This window comes from Deinococcus aquaedulcis (assembly GCF_019693445.1).
Lineage (GTDB): Bacteria > Deinococcota > Deinococci > Deinococcales > Deinococcaceae > Deinococcus > Deinococcus aquaedulcis.
Map to the genome: position 1 here is coordinate 493,353 of NZ_JAHRBL010000001.1, position 20,927 is coordinate 514,279.

A 20,927-nucleotide genomic window follows, 5' to 3' on the forward strand; every position below is an offset into this window, starting at 1 on the left:
ATGACCCTGCAGACCAAACCCCTGTGGATCGTGGAAAGCACCTACCTGAAGATGGGCGAGGAGCTGGCCGCCGTGACCCCCGCCCACCGCGAATGGCTGGAGCAGCACTACAAGAGCGGACTCTTCCTGGTCAGTGGCCGCAAGGTGGACCGCACGGGCGGCGTGATCCTGGCCCATGCTGACACCCTGCAGGAACTGGTGGACCTGTTTGACCAGGACCCCTTCGTGCAAAAGGGCTGCGCGCGCTACCGCTACACCGCCTTTACGCCGGTCAAGCGCAGCCGCGCCGTGGATCTGGAAGGCGTGCCGCTGGTGGAGTAAGAGACAGTGGCCGTTCTCATCGTCGACGTGGCGGACCGGGAGCACCTTTCGCTGTCAAATGCCCTCTACGGTGCGCTGAGCGAATGGGTGATCCATCGGACGGTTGACGGCGAGTTGCGGGACAGAGTTGAAGTCGCTCAATGGAACCACTTGCTAGACCTCGCCGAGTTCAGTGTCCAGCAAAGGCGGGAGCTGGCAGCCCATGTGCTTGCACTGAGGGAAAACATGGAAGCGGAGCGGGGCGCAATGGTAATGCCAGCTTTGCTCCAGCATCTTGAGCAGGTCGGCCGATTTATTCAATCTCAGTGAGGAGCCCTATGAAATTTGGAGTTATCGGCGCCGGTCAGATGGGCGGCGGCATCGCGCAGGTCGCGGCGCAAAGCGGTTTTACCGTGGTCGTGCAGGACGTCAAGCAGGAGTTTCTGGCGCGCGGGCAGGCCGTCATGGAAAAGAGCCTCGCCAAGTTGCACGAGAAGGGCCGCCTGCAAGGCACCCCCGCCGAGGTGATGGGCCGCATTCAGTTCACCACCGATCTGCACGCCTTCGCCGACTGTGATCTGGTGGTGGAAGCCATCGTAGAAAACGAGGCGGTCAAGGCCGAGCTGTTCCGGCAACTGGGGCAGATCGTCAAGCCAGACGGCATCCTGGCCAGCAACACCAGCTCTATTCCGATCACCAGTCTCGCCACCGCCTCCGGCCGGCCCGAGCGCTTTATCGGCATGCACTTCATGAATCCGGTGCCGCTGATGCAACTCGTGGAAGTCATTCGCGGGTACCAGACCAGCGACGACACCGCCCGCATCGTCACCGAAACGGCCGAGAAGATGGGCAAAACGCCGCTGTCGTGCAACGACTTCCCGGGGTTTGTCTCCAACCGCATCCTGATGCCCATGCTCAACGAGGCCATTCAGTGCGTGATGGAAGGCGTGGCCGAGCCAGAGGCCATTGACGGCATCATGAAGCTGGGCATGAACCACCCGATGGGCCCCCTGACCCTGGCGGACTTCATTGGCCTGGACACCTGTCTGGCGATCATGGAAGTGCTGCACAAGGGCCTAGGTGATGATAAATACCGCCCCAGCCCGCTGCTGCGCAAGATGGTGCAGGCCGGGCTGCTGGGCCGCAAGAGCGGGCAGGGCTTTTACCGCTACTGACCGTACGTCTGTGGGGTGCTGTGGCTCCCGCCTGTGTTAGAACAGGGGCCGATGAAGCGAATGAAGTGGATGATGGCGGCGGCGCTGGGCGCCCTGGGTCTTTCCGGGGCAGCGGGCGCCGCCGATGTGCGCCTGGGCCTGAACAGCAGCCTGGGCCTGGGCTGCCAGGTGGTGGGCGTGCGCGCCGGGGTGCAGGAGGGCCGCGTGGGCGTGCATGCCCAGGGCGCCTACTGCCTCAGTGGCGTGCAGGGGCAATCGGGCGGGGCCGCCTTTGGCGCCGCCGTGTCCTTTGACCTATTCCGCAGCGGCGGCCTGACCACCTACGCGCTGGCCGGCGCCGACCTGCTCAATGGCAACGCCGCCCTGCACGCGGGGCTGGGCCTGCGCTACGGCATTCCCCTGATTCCAGTGGAAGGCTACGTGGAAGCGGGCGTGCAGCGCATCAGCACCGCCCTGCAACCCATCGTGGGGCCCCGGCTGGCGCTGGGCGTGAACTACAAGGTGAATGTGGCCAACCTGCAGGGCACGCTGCCCACGACCGGGGCGGCGACGGGTGACGGCACCCCGGCCCCCGCCCCCGCCGAGTGCAAGCTGACCCCCGAGCAGGACGCCGCAGCCGCGCGCGCCACCGCCCAGTCGGCCGCCGAAGCCGCGCTCTCGGCCGCTGCCAGCGCGTACTCGGCGGGCTTTTCCAGCTTCTCGTATCAGGTGTCCACGGGTGGCGCCAGCGTGAATGGCAACACGGCCCAGGTGAGCGGCAGCGTGACCATCAACCTCGTGGCCCGGGGCTCGAACACGCCGACCAGCGACACCTACAGCGGCACTGTCACCCTGGTGCGCGACGGCTGCGGCTGGGTGGCCACCGGCTACAGCCGGGGCTAAGAGCCAGCGACCATGAGAAGGGGCGGGCTGCACCGCCCCTTCTCTCATGGCATCATTCGGCGCGTGACTGTGAGGGTGGAGCGGCTATACGCCAACGTCTTTCTGCTGAGCACGCCCGGGGGCCGCCTGATGGTGGACAGCGGCGCGCTGCCGTATACGCCGGTGTTTGCCCGCCTGCTGCGCACCTTTGCCCCCGACGCCGTGCTGCTCACCCACGCGCATGTGGACCACGCCGGGGGCGCCTTCGTGGCCGCCCGCGCCGGGGTGCCGCTGCTGGCGCACCCGCTGGAACACCCCGCCCTGACCGGACAGGTGCACGACCTGCCGTACCCCGCCCGGCGCCCGGAACTGGGCCCGCTGATCTCGCGGCTGCACCCCAAGGTGCCGGCCCAGGCCCTGCGCGCCGCCCTGCCCGGTCAGGACCTGCTGGGGTGGGAGGTGGTGCATTTGCCCGGCCACACCCCGGGACAGATCGGCGTGCAGCGGGACGGGGTCCTGATCGCCGCCGACGCGGTGGTGGGCGCCCCCGACGGCGCGCACCTGCCCCGCGCGGCCTACAACCACGACCATGCCCAGGCCCTGGCGACATTGGAGCGAATGGCCGACATGGATCTGCGCGAAATCTGGCCGGGCCACGGCGGGCCGCTCACGCCCGCGCAGGTGCGTGCCCGGGCAGAGAGGGTTGAAGGGCAATAGTTGATGGAAAAAGAAAGGGCGGCGGTGGGGAATGCTCCCTCCCGCCGCCCTCCTTCGGGTGGGGCTGGCAAGGCCCGGCCCCACCATCACCCATTCACTTCTTCGGTTCGTCGGCCACCTGCCCCACCACGCCAGGGGCCACCCAGGCCATGTTGTTCAGGTCGGCCACCGACATCACCTTGCCGGCGGGCACGCGCAGAATGCCGTTGCGGTCTTTCAGGGGGCCGGTGAAGGGGTCGAACTTGCCGCCCTTCTCCATCTCGGCCTTGAGCGCCATCACGCGGTCATACACGCTGATCTTCTTGCCGTTCACGGTCATGGTCTTGGCTTTCAGGGCCGGAATCCACTTGGGGTTGATGGCCATGCCGTCCTGGGCGCCCAGTTCCACGCTGCCGCCGCGCAGCAGATTCCAGTAGTCCACCTTCTGCAGGTTCTTGCTGGTGTAGGTGCCATTGCGGACCTTGGTCAGGAAATCAATGTAGATCTTTTCCCAGTGCACCAGCTGGCCGCTCACCACGTAATCGGGGGCGAACTTGTACATGGGCGAGTAGTGGGCAAAGCTGGGAATCTTGCGGCTGGCGGCGGTTTGCACCACGGTGGCGGTGTCCTCGGTAAAGGCCAGGGCGCCGGCCCCCTCGCTGATCAGGGCTTCGGCGGCCTCGCGGGCCTTGTTGGGGTCAAACCACGCGTTGATCCACTTCACGCTAACGGTGGCTTTGGGGTTCACGGCGCGGGCACCCAGGGCAAAGGCGCTGATGTGGCGCTTGAGTTCGGGGACCGGGAAGGCCGCCACATACCCCAGCTTGTCGCTCTTGCTCACGGCCGCCGCCATCAGGCCGTTGAGGTAGTAGATCTGGTAGAAGTCTGCCATGTAGGTCGCCATGTTCGGCGCGCGCTTAAAGCCGCTGGCATGGGCAAAAATCACGTTGGGGTACTTCTTGGCGGCTTCCAGCGTCTGGTCCATGAAGCCAAAGGACGTGGTGAAGATCACCTGGCACTTGTCGCGCACCAGCCGGTCAATCACGGGCGCGGCCTGACCCTCGGGTACGCTTTCCACGTACTTGGTTTCCAGCCAGGGCAGGGCCCGCTCGGTTTTCTTGCGCGCCTCGTCGTGGGCGTAGCTCCAGCCGATGTCGCCCACCGGCCCCACGTAGATAAAGCAGGCCTTGAGTTTGGCCCCTTGCTGGGCCTGGGCGGCGGGGCTGGCGGCGGTGGTCAGCGCGGTGGCCACCAGGGCCAGGGTCAGGGGTGCGGCAGCGAGCAGCAGTTTGTTCATGGAAAGACCTCCGAAAAAGGGGGCAGGCGCGGCCAGCGCCCTGGGTCTTTATTGTGCCTTCATTTGCTGGCTGGGGGGCCACCCTGTCTGGTGCCCCACCTGACGGTGAGGTGAACCGAACGCGGCCAAGCTGCGTACATCTGAGTACAGAGGAGGCCCCATGACCGAGCCGCAGACCCCCCCCGACCACCCGATGCCGACCGAGGAGCAGGAGCGCCGCCTGCTGGCGCCGGGCAATCCCCTCAACCCCCGGCGCGAGTTTCTGCGCAGCGCCGCGCTGTTTACCGTGACCGCCGGGGCCCTGGGCGGCGGCCTGGAACTGCTGACCCGCCGCCCCGGGGCCGGCAGCGCCGAGGCGCAGGCTGCCGATCCCTTCGCCCGCCCGGCCCGTCCCCTAGGCCCCTACGACACCGCCGAGGCCGTGACCCCCTACCGGCAGGCCACCACCTACAACAATTTCTACGAACTGGGCACCGACAAGGCCGACCCGGCGCGGCTGGCCGGCAGCCTGAAGCCCCGGCCCTGGACCGTGCGCATTGACGGCGAGGTGCGTAAACCCCAGACCGTGGACATCGACACCCTGCAGTCGTGGTTTCCGCTGGAAGACCGCATCTACCGCATGCGCTGCGTGGAAGGCTGGAGCATGGTCATGCCCTGGCTGGGCTTTCCGCTGGCCGCACTGATTCGGCGCCTGGAGCCCACGAGCAAGGCCAAGTACGTGCAGTTCACGGCGCTGCTGGACCCCAAGCAGCTGCCGGGCCAGCGCCAGCCGGTCCTGGACTGGCCCTATGTGGAAGGGCTGCGGCTGGACGAGGCATTGCACCCGCTGGCGTTCATGGCCGTGGGCCTGCATGGGCGGGTGTTGCCGGGGCAGAACGGCGCGCCGCTGCGGCTGGCCGTGCCGTGGAAATACGGCTTTAAAAGCATCAAGAGCATCGTGCGCATTACCCTGACCGAAAAGCAGCCGCAAACCACCTGGGCCCTGGCGGCGCCGCGCGAATACGGCTTTTACGCCAACGTGAACCCGGCGGTGCCGCACCCGCGCTGGAGTCAGGCCACCGAGCGGCGCATCGGCGAGCTGGGGCGGCGCAAGACGCTGCTCTTTAATGGCTACGCCGATCAGGTGGCGGGGCTCTACAAGGGCATGGACCTGCGGAGATTTTTCTGACGCGCCGCCGTGCGCCGCTGCGGTGGCTGGTGCCAGCGGTGGTGACGGGCGGCCTGCTGCCTGCCGCCGTGCTGGTGCTGGACGCCCTGAGCGGCGCCCTGGGGGCCAACCCCATTCAGCGCGCCACGCAGCAGACGGGCCTACTGTCGCTGGTGCTGCTGCTGCTGTCGCTGGCCTGCACGCCCCTGCGGCGCTGGACCGGCTGGACGTGGCCCGCGCGGGTGCGCAAGAGCCTGGGGCTGCTGGCTTTTGGCTACGCCGCCCTGCACTTTCTGATCTACCTGTTTGACCACGGTTTTGCCCCTGCCCAGATGGCCGAGGACGTGCTGGAGCGGCCCTTTATCACGGTGGGGTTCACGGCCCTGCTGCTGCTGGTGCCCCTGGCCCTGACCAGCACCCCGCGCGCGGTGCGGCGCCTGGGCTTTGCGCGCTGGACGCAGTTGCACCGGCTGGTCTACGTCTCGGTGTGGCTGGCCACGCTGCACTACTACTGGGGCGTGAAAAAGGACCACACGCCCCCCCTGATCGCGGCAGGAGTGCTGGCACTCCTGTTCCTGGCGCGCTGGTGGCGGCGGCCCCAGCGGCACGCGGCCTGGCCCCTCCCGACAGATCGCGGGTCGGCGTCGCCTTGAGAGGCGGGGGCCCTCTGGGTGCGGTGTGTGGGCAAGAGAATGACCGGCACAGGCAACGGCACCCGGGGGCCGACCTATGGCGAGAGGGCGGTCCAGTCCGCCGCCCTCCACTGACAACAAGCGGGGCGGGTCTGGCCCTGCCGCGCAACTTGGCCGGCGAGAACCGGGCTAGCGCGCTAGCATGGGGGCTCGCATGACCCTGAGCGCGCTGCTGTTGACCCTGGCCCTGGGCGGCCCCACGCTGAACGTCACTGTGGCCGCGCCCCCCGGCCTGAGTTTCAGTGCGCTGGCGCCGTCCACGGTGTCGGTGGTGGTGGGTGACCGTGAACAGGTGGCCGCGCTGCGGGGCGTGCCCGACCCCACGGCCCCCGAGGCCTACACCCGCCTGCTGCCTGCCCGCCTGACCCTGCCGGCAGACGCGCGGGGCCCGGCCACCGTCCGCCTGCGCCTGTTCCTGTGCGATAAGGCGCGCGGCCTGTGCACTGTGCAGGAGCAGGTGCGCCGCGTGACCCTGACGCCGGGACGGACCCTGACTGTGGCGTTTACGCCGACCCAGCACCGTTGGCGGCCGTAGGGGCAAAGGGAAGGAGGTCGTGCTTGATCGAAAAACGCCCCACACTGTGAAAGTGTGGGGCGCGCCGGCAGCGGCTTTGGGCCGCTTAGCCCTCCTCTGTCAGCGTTCGCCGCGCACGTAGGGGCGGCCCAGGGCGGCGGGGGCGTCGCCAGCCTGCCCGCGCACCCCGGCCAGCGCCAGCACGACCAGCACCAGCACAAAGGGCATGGCGCTGAAGACTTCGGTGGGCACCGGGCTGCTGCCCTGCAGGCGGAACTGCAGGTAATACAGGAACCCGAAAAACAGCGCGCCCAGCACCGCCCGCAGCGGTCGCCAGCCCACAAAAATCACCAGGGCCACGGCAATCCAGCCCAGGCCCGCCGTCATGTTGTCCGCCCACGAGGACCGGTAGGCCAGCGACAGAAAGGCGCCCGCCAGCCCGGCCAAGGCGCCGCCCCCCAGCACCGCCAGCACCCGCACCAGCGCCACATTCACGCCCAGCACGTCGGCTGCGGCCGGGTTCTCGCCCACCGAACGTAGGGTCAGCCCGGCCCGCGTGGCGGACAGCCAGAAGGCCAGCCCCGCCGCCAGGGCCAGCGCGGCCACGGTAAACGGACTGAGGGCCACGCCAAAAACTGTCCAGTCGGGGACCTTGTTAAAGAGCGGCAGGCCTTCAAAGCGCTTGCCCAGCAGGCCAGCGGTCCCGGTGCCGATCAGGGCCAGCGCCAGGCCACTCACGAACTGGTTGGCCCGCAGCGTCACAGTGGCCAGCGCGTGCAGCCCCGCGAGCAGCGCGCCCGCCGCCATAGCCGCGCCCACCGCCAGCCACAGATTGGCGTCTGGGGCACTGGCCGCCACCGCAAAGGCGGCCAGGGCGCCCACCGCCATCAGCCCTTCCACGCCCAGGTTCACCACCCCGGCGCGTTCATTCAGAATCGCCCCCAGACAGGCGAGCAGCAGCGGCGTGCCCACCGCCAGCGCGCGGGCCAAAGCTTCGAGAATCAGGGTGTCCATGTGGGGGCTCCGGAAGGGGAAGTGGGGTGTAGGAAGTGGGAAGTGGGAAAAGAAGGAAGCGGGGGGCAGGGCGCGGTGCGCGGGAGGGGTGGGGTTTGACAGGCCCGCTGGGCCGCATGAGGCAGTCTCACTGCCATCTGCCACCCCCTACCCCCGGCCCCACACCACGCGGTGACGCACAAACACTTCGCCGGAAATCAGGCACAGCAGCATGACGCCGCTGAAGATATCCACCACGCGGAAGGGCAGGTTCAGGTCAATTTTCAGGAGGTCGCCGCCGGCCAGCAGCACGCCCATCAGCGGCGCGGTCAGCAGGCACAGGGCGGGATGGCCGCGCGCCAGCCACGCCACGATCACGGCCGTAAAGCCGTAGCCCAGGCTGATCTGCCCGGCTTCCAGCAGGCGGTGGTGAATCCCGGCCACCTCGCCCGCACCGGCCAGCCCGGCGAGGCCGCCCGTCAGCAGGGCCACCAGCGTGGCGACACGCGCCGCCTTGAGGCCGGCGTAGCGGGCCGCGCCGGGGTTCTCGCCCACCACACGCAGGGCGTAGCCGAAGGTGGAGCGCGTGAGCAGCCACTGCAGCCCCAGCGCCAGCGCCACGCCCAGCACCAGCGTGGGCCAGTGCACCTGGGTGCCGCTCAGGGTGGGCAGCCACGCCTGCGGGGCAAAGGTATCGGTGTAGATGTACCCGCGCACGTCCTTGCCCTTCCAGGGCCCGGCGATCAGGTAGGTGACCAGCGCGGCGGCCACGTAATTCAGCATCAGGGTGGACAGAATCTCGTTGACATTCACCCGGCGCAGCGCCGCTGCGATCAGGGCCCAGAGGCCGCCGCCCACAAAGCCCGCCGCGAACATGGCCGGCAGCAGCAGCGGGCCGGGCAGCGGCACAAACAGCGCGGTGCCCGCCGCGAACACCGCCCCCAGCAGCAACTGCCCCTCGGCGCCAATGTTGAAAAACTGCGCCCGGAAGGCCAGCGCCAGCCCCGAGCCGATCAGCAGCAGCGGAATGGTGCGCCGCGCGACCTCGGCCAAGCCCGTGGGGTCGCCCAGGGTGCCGCGCAGCATGGTGCCGTACACCGTGCCCGGCGCCTGCCCGGCCAGCACAAAGACCAGCGCGCACAGCAGCAGCGCGGCGGCCACCGAGGCCAGGGTGACCAGTGCGGCGCGGGCGGGGGAGGGGGTGGTCAGCGGCACGAACCTCATGCGCCCACCCCCTGCTCGTTGCCGGATTGCTGGGCTCCAGGGAGGCTGTGCGGATGCGCGCCGCCCATCAGGAGGCCCAGCGACTCGCGGCTGACCTCGGCGGCGGGGTAGGGACCGCGCAGCTGGCCGCCCACCATCACCCCCACGCGGTCCGAGAGGCTCAGGAGTTCATCCAGGTCCTCGCTGACCAGCAGCACGCCCGCGCCCTGTTCGGTGCGCGAGAGCAGCGCCCGGTGCACCTGATCGGTGGCCCCGATATCCAGGCCGTAGGTGGGGTGCACGGCCAGGATCAGGCGGGGCTGGCCCGCCAGTTCGCGCGCCAGAATCAGTTTCTGAATGTTGCCGCCGCTCAGCAGCCGCACCGGGGTGTGCAGGCCCGGGGTGGCCACCGCGTAGGCCTCGACCTCGCGGCGGGCGCGTTCATCGGTGGCCTTCAGGTCGCGCGCCAGGCCCCGGCCCAGGGGCGGGCGGTCATAGTCGCGCAGGGCCAGATTCTCGCTGACGGTCATGGTGGGCACGGTGCCGCTGTGCAGGCGGTCTTCGGGAATGTGGGCCACACCCGCCTGGAAGCGCTGGGCCGCGTCCCCGGTCAGCGGCTGGCCGTCCAGGGTCACGTGGCCGGCCGCCTCCCGCAGCCCGGCCAGCACCTCCACCAGTTCGCTCTGGCCGTTGCCGGCAATCCCCGCCACGCCCAGCACTTCACCCGCGCGCAGCTCAAAGGACACGCCGCGCAGCACCTCCGGGCCCCGGGCCCCGGTCGCGCGCAGCCCCTGCACGCTCAGCAGGGTGGGGGCTGCTTCTGGGGGCGCCCCGGCGGTCCGCTTGCGCGCAAAATCCACGCTGCGGCCCACCATCAGTTCGGCCAGCGCCTCGCGGGTGGCGCCAGCGGTGCTCAGGCCGCCCACCACCTGCCCCTTACGCAGCACGGTCACGCGGTCGGCCACGTCCAGCACCTCGTCAAGCTTGTGAGAAATGAAAATCAGGCTGTGCCCGCCCGCGCGCAGTTCGCGCATCACCCGGAACAGCCCCTCGGCTTCCTGCGGGGTCAGCACACTGGTGGGCTCGTCCAGAATGAGCACGCGGGCGCCGCCCAGCAGGGCGCGCAGGATCTCCACCCGCTGCTTTTCGCCGGGCGAGAGGTCAGCCACCCGGGCCTCCGGGCGCACCTCCAGCCCGTAGCGCGCCGAAAGTTCCCCCAGCCGCGCCGCGACCTGCCGCGCCGGAAACAGCCCGCGACCCGTTCCCAGCGCCAGATTCTCGGCCACGGTGTGCCGCGCCACCAACAGGGGGTGCTGCGGCACCAGCCCAATGCCCAGCCGCCGCGCCTGCGCCGGGCTGCCGATGCGCACCGGCTGGCCCTGCACCTCCAGCGTGCCCTCATCGGGCTGATAGAGGCCATACAGCATGGAAATCAGGGTGCTTTTGCCCGCGCCGTTCTCGCCCAGCAGCGCCAGCACCTCGCCGCGCGCCACGGTCAGGTCCACGCGGTCATTGGCCACCACGCCGGGAAAGCGCTTGGTCACGCCGCGCAGGCGCAGGGCCGGGGGCCCCCCTTCGTGCAGGGGCGCGTCGGGTGGGGGCGGGGCTGGGGGCACACTCACGCCCGCCATCCTGGCACAGCGCCCGCGTGCTGGTCACGCCCAGGGTCGTGCAGGGGAGGGGAGGCAGGGTGGGCGCGTCTGGTCAGTGCTACGGAGGCCGGATCACCCGTGACCGCCTCTGTGCTTCGGTGCTTGCATGCCGCTCCGTCCCCGTTGTTCCTGCTCTGCGGCGCCGCTCTGCGAGCGCCTCTGGTCGGGTTCACCCGTTCTTCCATCACCGATGAACCGGAAGCCTTACTCCTTCCAGCGAAGAACCCCGGAGTCGCCCCCGGGGTTCCAGAACCGCCCGCGCTCACAGCGGTCTTCCGTTCCGCCCAGGGGAGGCAAGCACCCCCCTCAACGCCACTTCAACCGCTGTCTGTCCCGGTGACTCGCGCCGCTCGCGCCACATGACCTGCAGGGTTCACTGTCAGGTCATGTGGCGACCTCTATCAGTACACCGGAGTGCCGCTGGGAAACGTCACCACGTCGGCCAGCCCGCCTGGGTCCAGGCGCACGATAAACCCGGCGTCCTCGCGGTAGGCCATCCCGCTGTCCACCGCCAGACACAGGCGCCCGGCGTAGGGAATGGGGGCCCCGGCGCCCAGGGTGGGGCCGTGCAGGTGCTCGTCCAGCAGCACGTAGACCGGCGTGTGCCCGTGCACGATGCGCTGGCCGCCAAAGGTGCCCAGCATCCGCCGGGCCTTGGTGTCGCCGCCGCCCAGCACAAAGGCAAAGCGCTCGGTAAAGGCGTTCAGGAACACCCCCCAGTCGTCGGGGTTGGCGTGGGCCAGCACCGCGCGCACGCTGGCGTTCACATCGTCAATGGTGCCGCCCATCTTCAGGTACACCATGGAGTCGGCGTGCACCAGCAGCCAGTCGCCCACCCGCAGCATGGCGGGGCGTTCGGCCAGCCAGCCCAGCTCGGCGGGCTCGATCTGGTCGGCGTCGCGGGGCTGGCCGCCGTTTTCCAGCCAGTATTCGCGGAAGCCCAGGCGGTCATGGGGATCGCCCTGCTTGAACACCAGCGCGGCCAGGAACATCACCTCGTGGTTGCCCAGCAGCGCGCTCACCTGCCCGCCCGCCGAGCGCGCCTGCCCTTCCAGGCCCCGGATCAGGCGGATCACGCCGACGCCGTTGGGGCCCCGGTCCACGTAGTCGCCCAGAAACACGAGGTGGGCGTCGCCGCCCGTCCACTGCCCGCCAAAGTCAATCAGGCCCGCGCGCAGCAGCAGGGCGCGCACCTTGTCATAGGCGCCGTGAATATCGCCCACCACCCACAGCGCCTTCACGCGCCGCCCCCACCTAGGCGCGGCGTCACGCCGGGGCCCCTGCCTGACCGCTTCTGTTCCCGCTGAAGGCCGCTGTGCACATGCCGGAGTCTACCCCCCGGCGCGCCTGGGGGGGCCTCATACGCCGCCGTCCTCGTCCTCGGGGGCCGCTTCGCCCTGCGGCAGGGTGCGCCACTTGGTCATGCGCTCGGAGATGTCGTCCTGAATGCGGCGCACGTTCGTTTCCAGGCCCGAACGCGCCGCGTCCAGCTGGTGGCGCAGGCGCATGATCTCTTCCACGCCCGCCAGATTCACGCCAAGTTCCTGGGTGAGGCGGCGGATCTCGCGCAGGTGCTCAATGTCGCGCTCGCTGTACAGCCGCGTTTTGCCGCTGCTGCGCCCCGGGCGGATCAGCTGCTTGCGCTCGTACAGCCGCAGCGTCTGGGGGTGCATGTCCACCAGTTCCGCCGCAATCGAGATCACGTACACGGGCCGGTCACGCGGGTCCAGGCGGCCGTCCGGGGCGGGCAGGGCGTCCGGGCGGGCGGCCTGCTGGCGCAGTTCGCCTTCCAGGCGCTCAATCTCGGCCTCGAATTCGCCCTGTAGGTCGTCCAGCTCGTGCTGCAGGCGCATGACCTCTTCTACGCCCGCCAGGTTCACGCCAAGTTCCTGGGTCAGGCGACGAATCTCGCGCAGGTGCTCAATGTCGCGCTCGCTGTACAGCCGCGTTTTGCCGCTGCTGCGCCCGGGACGGATCAGGCCCTTGCGCTCGTACAGCCGCAGCGTCTGGGGGTGCATGTCCACCAGTTCCGCCGCCACGGAGATCACGTATACGGGCCGGTGTTTGGCGTCAGAGGGCATAACGTCCCTTGAGTATACCGGAGTCAGTTTTGCTGCGGCGCTCCGGCGGACCGGGGGTCGTGCAGGCGCCGCACATTTACCGCCAGCGCGCCCTGCACACGCCCCGGCATGCTCTCGGCGGATACGCCGCGACGGGCCATTCACCGCGCGGCACAGGAACCGGGGTTCGCTCTCGTCGGCCCCGCTCAGGCCCAGATCGTCCTTGCGCGGCGCGGGGCCGGGGAGGCGCGCCTGGGGGCCGCTCATGGCGCGCAGTGTCCCCGCTATCATTCGGCCCATGACCTCTCCAGACCTCAGCGCGCTCCTGAACCGCGAGCAGGCCCAGGCCGAACTGTTTGACCTGCTGCGCATTCCGTCGGTCAGCGCCGACCCCACGCGCGGCGCCGACATGGCCCGCGCCGCCGAGTTCCTGCGCGCCAAGCTCGCGGCCCTGGGCTTTGCGGCCCGGGTGGACGCCACCGCCGGGCACCCCGTGGTGTACGCCGAGCACCTGCAGGCCCCCGGCAAGCCCACCGTACTGATTTACGGCCACTACGACGTGCAGCCCGAGGCCCCGCTGGAAGAGTGGGTGACTCCGCCCTTTGAGCCCACCGTGCGCGACGGCCGCATCTACGCGCGCGGCAGCACCGACGACAAGGGACAGGCCTACGCCCACGTGAAGGGCGCTGAACTGCTGCTCTCGCAGGGCGAGTTACCGGTGAACGTGAAATTCCTGCTGGAAGGCGAGGAAGAAATCGGCAGCCCGAACCTGGAGGCCTACCTGCGCGAGCACGCCGCCGAACTGAAGGCCGACGTGATCCTGATCAGCGACGGCAGCCGCTTTGCCCCGGACGTGCCCACCATCACCTATGGCGTGCGCGGCCTGAGCTACGTGGAAATTCACGTGCAGGGCGCGAACCGCGATCTGCACAGTGGGTCGTACGGCGGCGCGGCCCCCAACCCCATCAATGCGCTGTGCGAGATCATCGCGCGGCTCAAGGACGACCAGGGCCGCGTGACCATCCCCGGCTTTTACGACGGCATTGACGAATTGACCGAGGACGAGCGCCAGATGTGGGCCAGCCTCCCCCACAGCGACGAGGACTTTGCCGGCAGCATCGGTGTGCCCTCACTGCCCGGCGAGGCGGGCTATTCCACCCTGGAGCGCCTGTGGGGTCGCCCCACGCTGGACGTGAACGGCATCTGGGGCGGCTACCAGGGCGAGGGCAGCAAGACCGTAATCGCCGCCAAGGCGGGTGCCAAGGTCAGCATGCGGCTGGTGCCCGGCCAGGACCCGGAGCGCATCACGGGGCTGATTGCCGACTACGTGCCCAAGATCGCCCCGGCGGGCGTGAGCGCCAAGGTGGTGCCGCACCACGGCGGGCGGCCCTTCAAGTTCGACCTGAACAGTCCCTTTAACAAAGCCGCCAACCGCGCCCTGAAGCGCGTGTATGGCCGCGAAGCCGTGTTTGCCCGCACGGGCGGCAGCATTCCGATTGTGGCGGCCTTTAACGACATTCTGCAGGCCCCGGTGCTGTTCGTGGACCTGGGCCTGAACGAAGACGCCCCCCACAGCCCCAACGAGAGCTTTGCCGTGCAGGACTACTTCAACGGGATTCTGACGAGCGCGTATCTGCTGCAGGAGCTGGGGCAGTGACAGGAAGCAGTGCGCGGTGTGCGGTGCGCGGTCACTGCGTCCCGCGCCCTGCCGCCTGCATCCCTGGCGCGGAGCGCCTGTGAACCTCGCCTTCCTCGCCTCGCACGGGGGCAGCGCGGCGCGGCACCTGACCGAAGCGTGCCGGCGCGGCGAGCTGCAGGCGGCGCCAGTGGCGCTGGTGAGCAACAACAGCCGCAGCCCCGCACTGGCCTGGGCGCAGGCGGCGGGGCTGCGCACGGCGCACCTCAGCAGCGCGAAATACCCTGATCCCAACGAGCTGGACGCCGCCATTCTGGGCTTCTTGCAGGACGCGGGGGCGGACACGCTGGTGCTCAGCGGCTACATGCGCGAGATCGGGCCCCGGGTGCTCTCGCACTTTGCGGGGCGGCTGCTGAACATTCACCCCAGCCTGCTCCCGCGCCACGGCGGGCGGGGCATGTACGGGGACCGGGTGCATGAAAGCGTGCTGGCGGCCGGCGACACCGAAAGCGGCGCCACCGTGCATCTGGTCACCGCCGGCATTGACGAGGGCCCCATGCTGGCGCAGGCCCGGGTGCCGGTGCTGCCGGGCGACACCCTGGACACCCTGAAAGCCCGCGTGCAGGCGGTGGAGGGCGAGCTGATGCTGCGCGCGGTGCAGGCCCTGGCGGCGCAGGCGGCCGTGCGGGCCACACCATGAAACGCAAGGTCTTCGATCTGCGGCAGTGGGCGCGCGTGCGCCGCTGTACCGAGAGCGTGCTGCGGGTGCCCGGCCACGTGATCGTGGATCTGGCGATTCATGAGGTGACGGGCCCCAAGGACGTGCCTTTCGGAGACCAGACCATCCGCGTGGTGGACCACGGCTACCGCTGGGTGCGCGTTCACCCCACCGGCAGCGGCGAGGGCGTGCCCGGCAGCGCCCTGAGCGCGATGCTGGACGAGGGCGGGCAACTGGTTCAGCTGTACGTGGACCTGCACGGCGGCGAGGGGCTGACCGATGCGGGCCTGCCCTGGCACGACGATCTGTACCTGGACGTGATTGCCAACTGGGTAGTGGATGAGCGCGGCCACGGGCAGGTGACCGAAGCGCACATCATTGACCGTGAAGACCTGGACGACGCGGTGCGGGCGGGGCTGGTGGACGCCGCGCAGGCCGAAGCCACCTGGACCCATGCCGCGCAGGTGCGCGCCGAATTGCTGGCTGGGACCTACCCGCCGCTGGCGGTGCTGCGGCGGTATCTGGAAGACCCGTACACCTGAGCCGGAGGGTGGAGGGGGCGCCGATGAAGCAGGGGCGCCTTGTTTCATGTCGGGTGGAAGAGGAGAGGTTGAAGGGGGCTCAGGCCAGCCATCGAAGGCAGCCCGGAGCCTGTTGCTGACGCCGATAAACCACAGTTCGGCCCCGTCCCCGGCCACCTTTCGGTGTTGACCGCTTTCGCCCTTTCCCCTCAATGGCGGGGGGCGCTGGTTCGAGTCATGGCGCGCGCCGGGTGCAGGCCGCGCACCACCCGCGTCATGGCGGCCACGCAGTTGCGCCCGGCGGCCTTGGCGCGGTACAGCTGCTCGTCGGCGGCGCGCAGCACCTCGGCCCGGTCGCCGCTGAGGGGGGTCAGGCCGCCCGAGACGGTCACGCTTTCACCGGGCAACTGGGCGCGGGTGGCCACCTGCAACTGCACGCAGCGCAGGATGTGCTCGGCCACGGCGAAGGCGGCGTCTTCGTGGCATTCGCCCAGCACCACCGCGAATTCCTCGCCGCCCAGCCGGTACACGCCGTCGCTGGTCCGCACCGCCCCGCGCAGGGTGGCCCCCACGATCACCAGCACCTGATCGCCCACCTCGTGCCCATACGAGTCGTTCACTTGCTTGAAGTGGTCCAGGTCCAGCATCAGCAGGTAGGCGGGCTGGCGCGCGTGGGCAAAATCTTCTTCAAAGCGGCGGCGGTTGGCGCAGCCTGTCAGGCTGTCCACGTACGCGAGGTCTTCCAGTTGCAGGGTGCGCTGGGCCGCGCGCAGCCGTCCCTGCTGAATGCTGTGGGCCACCACCAGCCCCACGCTGCTGAACAGGGTCAGTGCTCCGTAGGTGAGCAGGGCGTCCGGCAGTGGGCGCTGGGCCAGGGCAAAGCCGGGGAACACCGCCAGATTGGCCACCGCGAACACGCGCAGCGGCACCCACCACTGCCGCCGCAGGTCGTCGTCGGGCGACCAGGGCACGCGGCGCAACCACCCCGTGTTGCTGCCCGCCAGCACCGCCACCAGCACCAGATTCAGCAGGGCCGGCCCCACCCCGGCGCCGCCCAGGAGCCAGCGGTAAGCCGCCAGCGGCAGCGCCACGGCCAGCCCCGCCAGCACGCCGTAGCGCTGCGCGGCCAGCGCCACCACCACGCTGCGCAGGTCCAGCAGCAGCCCGGGGGCCACCGGCACCGCGTTGTACATGAGCAGCAGCCCCAGCCCCGAGGCCCCCAGGAGGCTCAGGGGGAGCAAGCGAGGCTGCGGGGGGCCCGGGCGGTCCAATCGGGCCAGCAGCAGCACCCCGGCCATCAGGAGCGCCAGATTCAGCAGCAGTTCATTCAGCATGCCTCTCCCGCTGGGGAAAAGGACTCAGGGCCGCCCGCTCAGGCGGCGTGCGGCACAGGGCAAGCGGCGAAACAGCGAAGCGGGGGCCGTCAGAAAACAGTGAACGCATGAAGCCTGCCAGGGAGGATGCAAAAAGGTGGGAAGCAGACTGAGCGCCAGATAGGCAGGAGAAGACGAATGCCACAGGGCCGTGAATCTGACCCCAACATGAATGCACCATATTGCCGGCGGCGCTGCTTTGGGAAAAGGCTCAGGCTTCCTTCATGAACCCGAGGCGGAGAGGGGAGTTTAGTGCTGCCGCGTCCACCGTGCCGCCCTTATACTTGGACCGAGTTCAAATTCGAATCCACCCGGAGGTTTTCCCATGACCCAGCCTGCTGCCCTGCCCGCTTTCGCCGCTGCCGCCGTAAAAAAAGCCCTGCACGACATTCCTATGAACGCCACCGTGGGCGTGCAGATTACCGATGTAGGTGTGGGCTGGGCCACCGGGCAGGCGCCCGATACCGCGCCCTTTCGCAACCACCTGGGGACCATTCACGCGGGCGTGCAGTTCCTGCTGGCCGAGGCCGTGAGCGGCGCCGCCTTTGCTGGGGCCTTTGCCGCGCAGCTGATGAGCGCCGTGCCCCTGATTGAGAAACTGGAAACCCACTACGTGAACCGCGCCGTGGGCGACCTGACCGCCCGCGCCGAGTTGGCCGACCCGGCGACCCAGCCGGGCGCCCACGCGGACTTCGCCCGCGAAGGCAAGGCCCGGCTGGTGGTGAACGTGACCGTGCAGGACGGCGAGCAAAAGGACGTGATGCGCGCTGTGGCGCACTGGTACATCCGCGCGCGCCCGCAGTAGGGGGAGTGGGGTGTAGGCAGTAGGAAGTGGGAAAAGAACTTTGCCTCCTCCGGCCTCTGCGGAGGGCGCTTCGCGGCCATTTCGTATTAGCCTGCGCGCATGTCTGTGCTGCTGCTGGATCATGTCGCCATTGCCACCCCGGACCTGGACGCCGGAGCCGCGCCGTATGAGGCCCTGGGTCTTCACCCCGAAGGCCCCGACGAGGAGGTGGGCACCCAGGGCGTGCGCGTGCGGGCCTATCAGGTGGGCGACACCTTGATCGAACTGCTGACGCCCACCCGCCCGGACAGCCCCATTGCAGCCTTTCTGGAGAAGCGCGGCGCGGGGCTGCACCACACTGCCTACCGCGTGGCCGATCTGGACGCCGAAATGGCCCGCCTAAAGCTGGGGGGCGCCCGCTTTCTGCAAGAAGCCCCGGTGCCGGGGCGGGCGGGTACGCGCGTGGCCTTTTTGCACCCCAAATGGGGCCAGGGCACCCTGATTGAACTGGTGGAACACCCGCACGGCGGGCCCCACCCTTGAGCGCGCGCCCCCGCCCCGGCTGGTGGGTGCCGGCGCTGGTGGTGATGGGCCTGATCTGGTTGTTCAGCGGCCAGCCGCAGACCCCCGGGCCCCGGCTGGCGCATCCCTGGGACTGGGCTGTTCACTTTTTCAGCTACGCGGCGCTGGGCCTGTGCGTGGCGCGGGCCACTGGGCGCCCGGCCGCAGCCCTGGTGCTGTGTGCGTGGTTTGGCGCCCTAGACGAGATTCATCAGGCGTTCGTGCCGCCCCGTGAAGCGGGAATTACCGATTGGCTCTTCGATGTGGCGGGGGCGTGGCTGGGGGCCCGCGTGGGGACGCGGCGCGCAGACCCGCCCACCCCGGTTGTGGCCAGGGCGCCGGTAGAACAGGACTTCCTGTAGCGGATGCCTGGGCTCTTGAGCGCTGGGACCTTTGACCGCTCTGGGGGGACAAGAGCGGCAGTCATGGGTGTTGTTCTGCCGCCCAAGCGCAGTGAGCCGCCTCTGCACCTCGCTCCTGCTTAGCCTTGCCCTGGCCTCTCACCATAAAGCCTCCTTCATCGCCTTCAGGGGTAGGCCCAGAAGCCCTCGCACCGGCCCTGAACCTCACTTCACGCGCCCCTGACGTGCCAGCGGCAGAGTGGTGGGGTCTGGGCGGCGGCAGAGCCACCAGACCCCAGAAGGGCGGCGTCCACCTTCCTGAAAACGGACGCGCGAGCGGGTCACTCGAAGGCCCCAGGTCGGTTCGAGGCCGGCCACCCGCACCTTCCCTCCCGGGGCGCCCACGAGGTGCCCCGGCGTTCTGTTGGGGGTCGCTGGGTGAAAGGGGAGGCCGAGTGCAGGCTCCTTCAGCTGTTTCCCTCGTTGCTTGCCTCTGCCCCCGCTCCGGCTCAGTCCTCGGCCAGTTCGCCCACCTCCAGGGGCGCGTCCGGCCAGACAGGCGCCGCGCTGAAAGGATTGAGCAGCGGGTCAACGGTCATTTCGCGGGCGGTGCGCTTGCCCCGGGTGCTCTTGGCCAGGGCCGCCAGGCTGGCCTTGGGCCGGCGGTCCTCGTCCAGCAGGCCGTTTTTCTCCTGGAACGTGTCGGTCAGCTGGGTGTAGCAAAAACCAGACAGCCCGTGGCAATCGTGCACGGCCGCCAGCAGGGCCGCGTAATCGCGCTGAAAGTCTTCCTCGCTCTGCGACTGGCTGTAGCCCCACCCCACCGAGTGGTCGGGGATATACGCGATGCCGCCGAACTCCGAGAGAATGATCGGCTGCTCGGCCTCCTGAAAGCCGTGCAGAGTCAGAAAGCGGTCGGCGGGCTGCTGCATGCGCAGGGTGGCGCGGGTGGCGTCCAGGGTGCCGTAGCGTTGCCGGAGCACCGCCGTGTCGTCGGCGTAGTCGTGAATGGTCAGGATGTCGGTGGCCACGTGTTCCCAGCCGTCGTTCCCGATCACCGGGCGCGAGGGGTCCAGGGTCTTGGTCAGGGCGTACAGGGCGCGCACATAGTCGCGGTGGGCCGGGTTGGTGGGCAGATCCGGCACCCCCCATGACTCGTTGAACGGCACCCACGCCACGATGCAGGGGTGCGACTGGTCGCGGGCCAGCACCTCCTGCCACTCGCGCACCAACCGCTCGACCGCCTGGGGCGTAAAGCGGTACGGGCTGGGCATCTCGGCCCACACCAGCAGGCCCAGCACGTCGCACCAGTACAGCCAGCGCGGCTGCTCGATCTTCTGGTGTTTGCGCGCGCCGTTAAAGCCCAGCTGCCGCGCCAGTTCCACATCCCGGCGCAGTTCGGCGTCGGTGGCGGTCATCAGGCCGCCGGGCCAGTAGCCCTGGTCCAGCACCATTTTCAGGTAATACGGGCGGCCATTGAGCAGAAAGCGGTTGCCCGCCACGCACACCGAGCGCAGGGCCGTGTAGCTGTGCACCCGGTCCACCACCTCTTCGCCGCGCAGCAGTTCCAGGCAGGCCCGCAGCAACTGGGGATGCCCGGGGCTCCAGAGCAGTTCGTTGCGAAAGTCGTCAATGCCGGGGTCGGGCAGGGCAATCTGGCGTTCAACCTCGTGGTTGGACAGGCTGTAGCGGTCATGGATCAGCAGCGTGTCGTCCCGCCACAGCCGCACCCGCACCGACAGGTCGGGCGTGTGGGGTCCCCCCAGTTCCAGCTTCAGCCCAAGCTGCCACTGGTCCAGGTTGCTTGACCAGCCCACCTTGCGCAGGTAGGTCTCGGGCACCCGCTCCAGCCACACCGTCTGCCAGATGCCGGTGGTGCGCGGATACCAGATCGAATGCGGGTGGCGTTGCCAGTCCTGCTTGCCGCGCGGCTTGGCCAGGTCGTGCGGATAGTCCTGCGCGCGCACGGTCAGCTCCACCGTGCCCCCGGCCCGGGCCTGCCGCGTGAGGTCGGCAGTAAACGGTGTGTGCCCGCCCTCGTGGGTGGCCACCAGTTCGCCGTTGGCCCACACGGTGGCGGCGTAGTCCACCGCCCCGAAATGCAGCAGCAGCCGGCCCTGGCGCTCCTGGGCTGTCAGGGTGAGGGTCAGGCCGTACCAGACCACCGGGTGAAAGTCCTGGTCATGCAGGCCGCTCAGCGGGCTCTCGGGGGCATAGGGCACCTGAATCTCGCGGTCAAAGCCCACCTCTGAGGGGTGATCCCAGCGGCCCTGGTCGTCGAAACAGAAGCGCCAGGGGCCGCTGAGGTCGCGCCAGTCGTCGCGTTCCAGCAGGGGCGTGGGGTGGGCGGTGTGGCGCACGGCGTCTCCTTCAGGCCGGCTGGCCTGGGGCAGCAAGGGGGGA

At 69.3% G+C, this 20,927-nt stretch carries 22 protein-coding genes; 14 read left to right on the forward strand and 8 right to left on the reverse strand.

From position 1 onward, the window contains the following. From KMW22_RS02300 to KMW22_RS02320, 5 genes are all read left to right on the forward strand, one after another. On the forward strand, positions 1 to 321 hold the full coding sequence (locus KMW22_RS02300) for a YciI family protein (RefSeq protein ID WP_221088380.1): 321 nt from the start codon (positions 1 to 3) through the stop codon (positions 319 to 321). A gap of 6 nt (positions 322 to 327) precedes the next feature. Continuing rightward, positions 328 to 630, forward strand: coding sequence for a hypothetical protein (locus KMW22_RS02305; RefSeq protein ID WP_221088381.1), 303 nt, complete (start codon positions 328 to 330; stop codon positions 628 to 630). Positions 631 to 638: 8 nt separating this feature from the next. Next, positions 639 to 1,475 (forward strand): 3-hydroxyacyl-CoA dehydrogenase family protein, encoded by an 837-nt coding sequence (locus KMW22_RS02310; RefSeq protein ID WP_221088382.1) that lies wholly within the window; start codon positions 639 to 641, stop codon positions 1,473 to 1,475. A 51-nt stretch (positions 1,476 to 1,526) separates the two neighbouring features. Then, positions 1,527 to 2,357, forward strand: a complete 831-nt coding sequence (locus tag KMW22_RS02315; protein WP_235692422.1) for a hypothetical protein — start codon at positions 1,527 to 1,529, stop codon at positions 2,355 to 2,357. 63 nt (positions 2,358 to 2,420) lie between these two features. Next, positions 2,421 to 3,053, forward strand: a complete 633-nt coding sequence (locus KMW22_RS02320; protein WP_328774559.1) for an MBL fold metallo-hydrolase — start codon at positions 2,421 to 2,423, stop codon at positions 3,051 to 3,053. Positions 3,054 to 3,147: 94 nt separating this feature from the next. Here KMW22_RS02320 and KMW22_RS02325 read toward each other — a convergent pair whose 3' ends face one another. Beyond that, positions 3,148 to 4,329: a BMP family ABC transporter substrate-binding protein gene (locus KMW22_RS02325; protein ID WP_221088384.1), complete on the reverse strand. Its 1,182-nt coding sequence runs from the start codon at positions 4,327 to 4,329 to the stop codon at positions 3,148 to 3,150. Between the two features lie 160 nt (positions 4,330 to 4,489). Here KMW22_RS02325 and msrP point away from each other — a divergent pair, with 160 nt between their 5' ends. From msrP to KMW22_RS02340, 3 genes are all read left to right on the forward strand, one after another. After that, complete coding sequence (gene msrP / locus KMW22_RS02330; RefSeq protein ID WP_221088385.1) at positions 4,490 to 5,497, forward strand: protein-methionine-sulfoxide reductase catalytic subunit MsrP; 1,008 nt, start codon at positions 4,490 to 4,492, stop codon at positions 5,495 to 5,497. A 29-nt stretch (positions 5,498 to 5,526) separates the two neighbouring features. Beyond that, entirely contained in the window at positions 5,527 to 6,129 is a 603-nt protein-coding gene (locus KMW22_RS02335) for a protein-methionine-sulfoxide reductase heme-binding subunit MsrQ (RefSeq protein WP_328774560.1), read from the forward strand. Between the two features lie 193 nt (positions 6,130 to 6,322). Continuing rightward, complete coding sequence (locus KMW22_RS02340) at positions 6,323 to 6,703, forward strand: hypothetical protein (RefSeq protein WP_221088386.1); 381 nt, start codon at positions 6,323 to 6,325, stop codon at positions 6,701 to 6,703. Positions 6,704 to 6,802: 99 nt separating this feature from the next. On the opposite strand, the gene KMW22_RS02345 is transcribed toward KMW22_RS02340, so the two are convergent. The 5 genes from KMW22_RS02345 to hspR form a co-directional block, all read right to left on the reverse strand. Then, the gene (locus KMW22_RS02345; RefSeq protein WP_221088387.1) at positions 6,803 to 7,696 is read right to left on the reverse strand and encodes an ABC transporter permease; all 894 of its coding nucleotides are present in this window, start codon (positions 7,694 to 7,696) and stop codon (positions 6,803 to 6,805) included. A gap of 147 nt (positions 7,697 to 7,843) precedes the next feature. Then, positions 7,844 to 8,899, reverse strand: coding sequence for an ABC transporter permease (locus KMW22_RS02350; RefSeq protein WP_221088388.1), 1,056 nt, complete (start codon positions 8,897 to 8,899; stop codon positions 7,844 to 7,846). Then, entirely contained in the window at positions 8,896 to 10,500 is a 1,605-nt protein-coding gene (locus KMW22_RS02355; RefSeq protein WP_328774561.1) for an ABC transporter ATP-binding protein, read from the reverse strand. Before KMW22_RS02355 ends, KMW22_RS02350 begins: the two co-directional genes overlap by 4 nt. 431 nt (positions 10,501 to 10,931) lie before the next feature. After that, complete coding sequence (locus tag KMW22_RS02360) at positions 10,932 to 11,771, reverse strand: metallophosphoesterase (RefSeq protein WP_221088390.1); 840 nt, start codon at positions 11,769 to 11,771, stop codon at positions 10,932 to 10,934. 117 nt (positions 11,772 to 11,888) lie between these two features. Further along, entirely contained in the window at positions 11,889 to 12,611 is a 723-nt protein-coding gene (gene hspR, locus KMW22_RS02365) for a heat shock protein transcriptional repressor HspR, fused homodimer type (RefSeq protein ID WP_221088391.1), read from the reverse strand. Between the two features lie 277 nt (positions 12,612 to 12,888). On the opposite strand from hspR, the gene KMW22_RS02370 reads away from it, so the two are divergent. The 3 genes from KMW22_RS02370 (at position 12,889) to KMW22_RS02380 (ending at position 15,486) form a co-directional block, all read left to right on the forward strand. Further along, a complete protein-coding gene (locus KMW22_RS02370; RefSeq protein WP_221088392.1) occupies positions 12,889 to 14,247 on the forward strand; it encodes a dipeptidase in 1,359 nt (452 codons plus the stop codon). Between the two features lie 79 nt (positions 14,248 to 14,326). Continuing rightward, complete coding sequence (gene purN, locus KMW22_RS02375; RefSeq protein WP_221088393.1) at positions 14,327 to 14,926, forward strand: phosphoribosylglycinamide formyltransferase; 600 nt, start codon at positions 14,327 to 14,329, stop codon at positions 14,924 to 14,926. Then, entirely contained in the window at positions 14,923 to 15,486 is a 564-nt protein-coding gene (locus KMW22_RS02380) for a DUF402 domain-containing protein (protein WP_221088394.1), read from the forward strand. The genes purN and KMW22_RS02380 overlap by 4 nt, the downstream gene beginning before the upstream one ends. Before the next feature lie 188 nt (positions 15,487 to 15,674). Here the strand turns inward: KMW22_RS02380 and KMW22_RS02385 are convergent, their stop codons facing one another. Next, a complete protein-coding gene (locus tag KMW22_RS02385; protein WP_221088395.1) occupies positions 15,675 to 16,799 on the reverse strand; it encodes a GGDEF domain-containing protein in 1,125 nt (374 codons plus the stop codon). 364 nt (positions 16,800 to 17,163) lie between these two features. Here KMW22_RS02385 and KMW22_RS02390 point away from each other — a divergent pair, with 364 nt between their 5' ends. The 3 genes from KMW22_RS02390 (at position 17,164) to KMW22_RS02400 (ending at position 18,545) form a co-directional block, all read left to right on the forward strand. Then, a complete protein-coding gene (locus KMW22_RS02390; RefSeq protein WP_221088396.1) occupies positions 17,164 to 17,643 on the forward strand; it encodes a DUF4442 domain-containing protein in 480 nt (159 codons plus the stop codon). A gap of 99 nt (positions 17,644 to 17,742) precedes the next feature. Next, positions 17,743 to 18,165, forward strand: a complete 423-nt coding sequence (mce, locus tag KMW22_RS02395) for a methylmalonyl-CoA epimerase (RefSeq protein WP_221088397.1) — start codon at positions 17,743 to 17,745, stop codon at positions 18,163 to 18,165. Beyond that, positions 18,162 to 18,545 carry a VanZ family protein gene (locus KMW22_RS02400; protein ID WP_235692423.1) on the forward strand — a complete coding sequence of 128 codons (384 nt, stop codon included), beginning with the start codon at positions 18,162 to 18,164 and terminating at the stop codon, positions 18,543 to 18,545. Before mce ends, KMW22_RS02400 begins: the two co-directional genes overlap by 4 nt. A gap of 488 nt (positions 18,546 to 19,033) precedes the next feature. Here KMW22_RS02400 and KMW22_RS02405 read toward each other — a convergent pair whose 3' ends face one another. After that, positions 19,034 to 20,884: a glycoside hydrolase family 2 protein gene (locus tag KMW22_RS02405; RefSeq protein ID WP_221088398.1), complete on the reverse strand. Its 1,851-nt coding sequence runs from the start codon at positions 20,882 to 20,884 to the stop codon at positions 19,034 to 19,036. Positions 20,885 to 20,927: the final 43 nt, after the last annotated feature.

What these genes read in the sequence shown, in the direction of transcription:
- KMW22_RS02340 (WP_221088386.1), top strand. Translation starts at nt 6,323, where the DNA reads ATGACCCTGAGCGCGCTGCTGTTGACCCTGGCCCTGGGCGGCCCCACG.
- KMW22_RS02345 (WP_221088387.1), bottom strand. Translation starts at nt 7,696, where the DNA reads ATGGACACCCTGATTCTCGAAGCTTTGGCCCGCGCGCTGGCGGTGGGC.
- KMW22_RS02325 (WP_221088384.1), bottom strand. Translation starts at nt 4,329, where the DNA reads ATGAACAAACTGCTGCTCGCTGCCGCACCCCTGACCCTGGCCCTGGTG.
- KMW22_RS02310 (WP_221088382.1), top strand. Translation starts at nt 639, where the DNA reads ATGAAATTTGGAGTTATCGGCGCCGGTCAGATGGGCGGCGGCATCGCG.
- KMW22_RS02315 (WP_235692422.1), top strand. Translation starts at nt 1,527, where the DNA reads ATGAAGCGAATGAAGTGGATGATGGCGGCGGCGCTGGGCGCCCTGGGT.
- mce (WP_221088397.1), top strand. Translation starts at nt 17,743, where the DNA reads ATGTCTGTGCTGCTGCTGGATCATGTCGCCATTGCCACCCCGGACCTG.
- KMW22_RS02380 (WP_221088394.1), top strand. Translation starts at nt 14,923, where the DNA reads ATGAAACGCAAGGTCTTCGATCTGCGGCAGTGGGCGCGCGTGCGCCGC.
- KMW22_RS02370 (WP_221088392.1), top strand. Translation starts at nt 12,889, where the DNA reads ATGACCTCTCCAGACCTCAGCGCGCTCCTGAACCGCGAGCAGGCCCAG.
- KMW22_RS02385 (WP_221088395.1), bottom strand. Translation starts at nt 16,799, where the DNA reads ATGCTGAATGAACTGCTGCTGAATCTGGCGCTCCTGATGGCCGGGGTG.
- KMW22_RS02300 (WP_221088380.1), top strand. Translation starts at nt 1, where the DNA reads ATGACCCTGCAGACCAAACCCCTGTGGATCGTGGAAAGCACCTACCTG.
- hspR (WP_221088391.1), bottom strand. Translation starts at nt 12,611, where the DNA reads ATGCCCTCTGACGCCAAACACCGGCCCGTATACGTGATCTCCGTGGCG.
- KMW22_RS02390 (WP_221088396.1), top strand. Translation starts at nt 17,164, where the DNA reads ATGACCCAGCCTGCTGCCCTGCCCGCTTTCGCCGCTGCCGCCGTAAAA.
- msrP (WP_221088385.1), top strand. Translation starts at nt 4,490, where the DNA reads ATGACCGAGCCGCAGACCCCCCCCGACCACCCGATGCCGACCGAGGAG.
- KMW22_RS02350 (WP_221088388.1), bottom strand. Translation starts at nt 8,899, where the DNA reads ATGAGGTTCGTGCCGCTGACCACCCCCTCCCCCGCCCGCGCCGCACTG.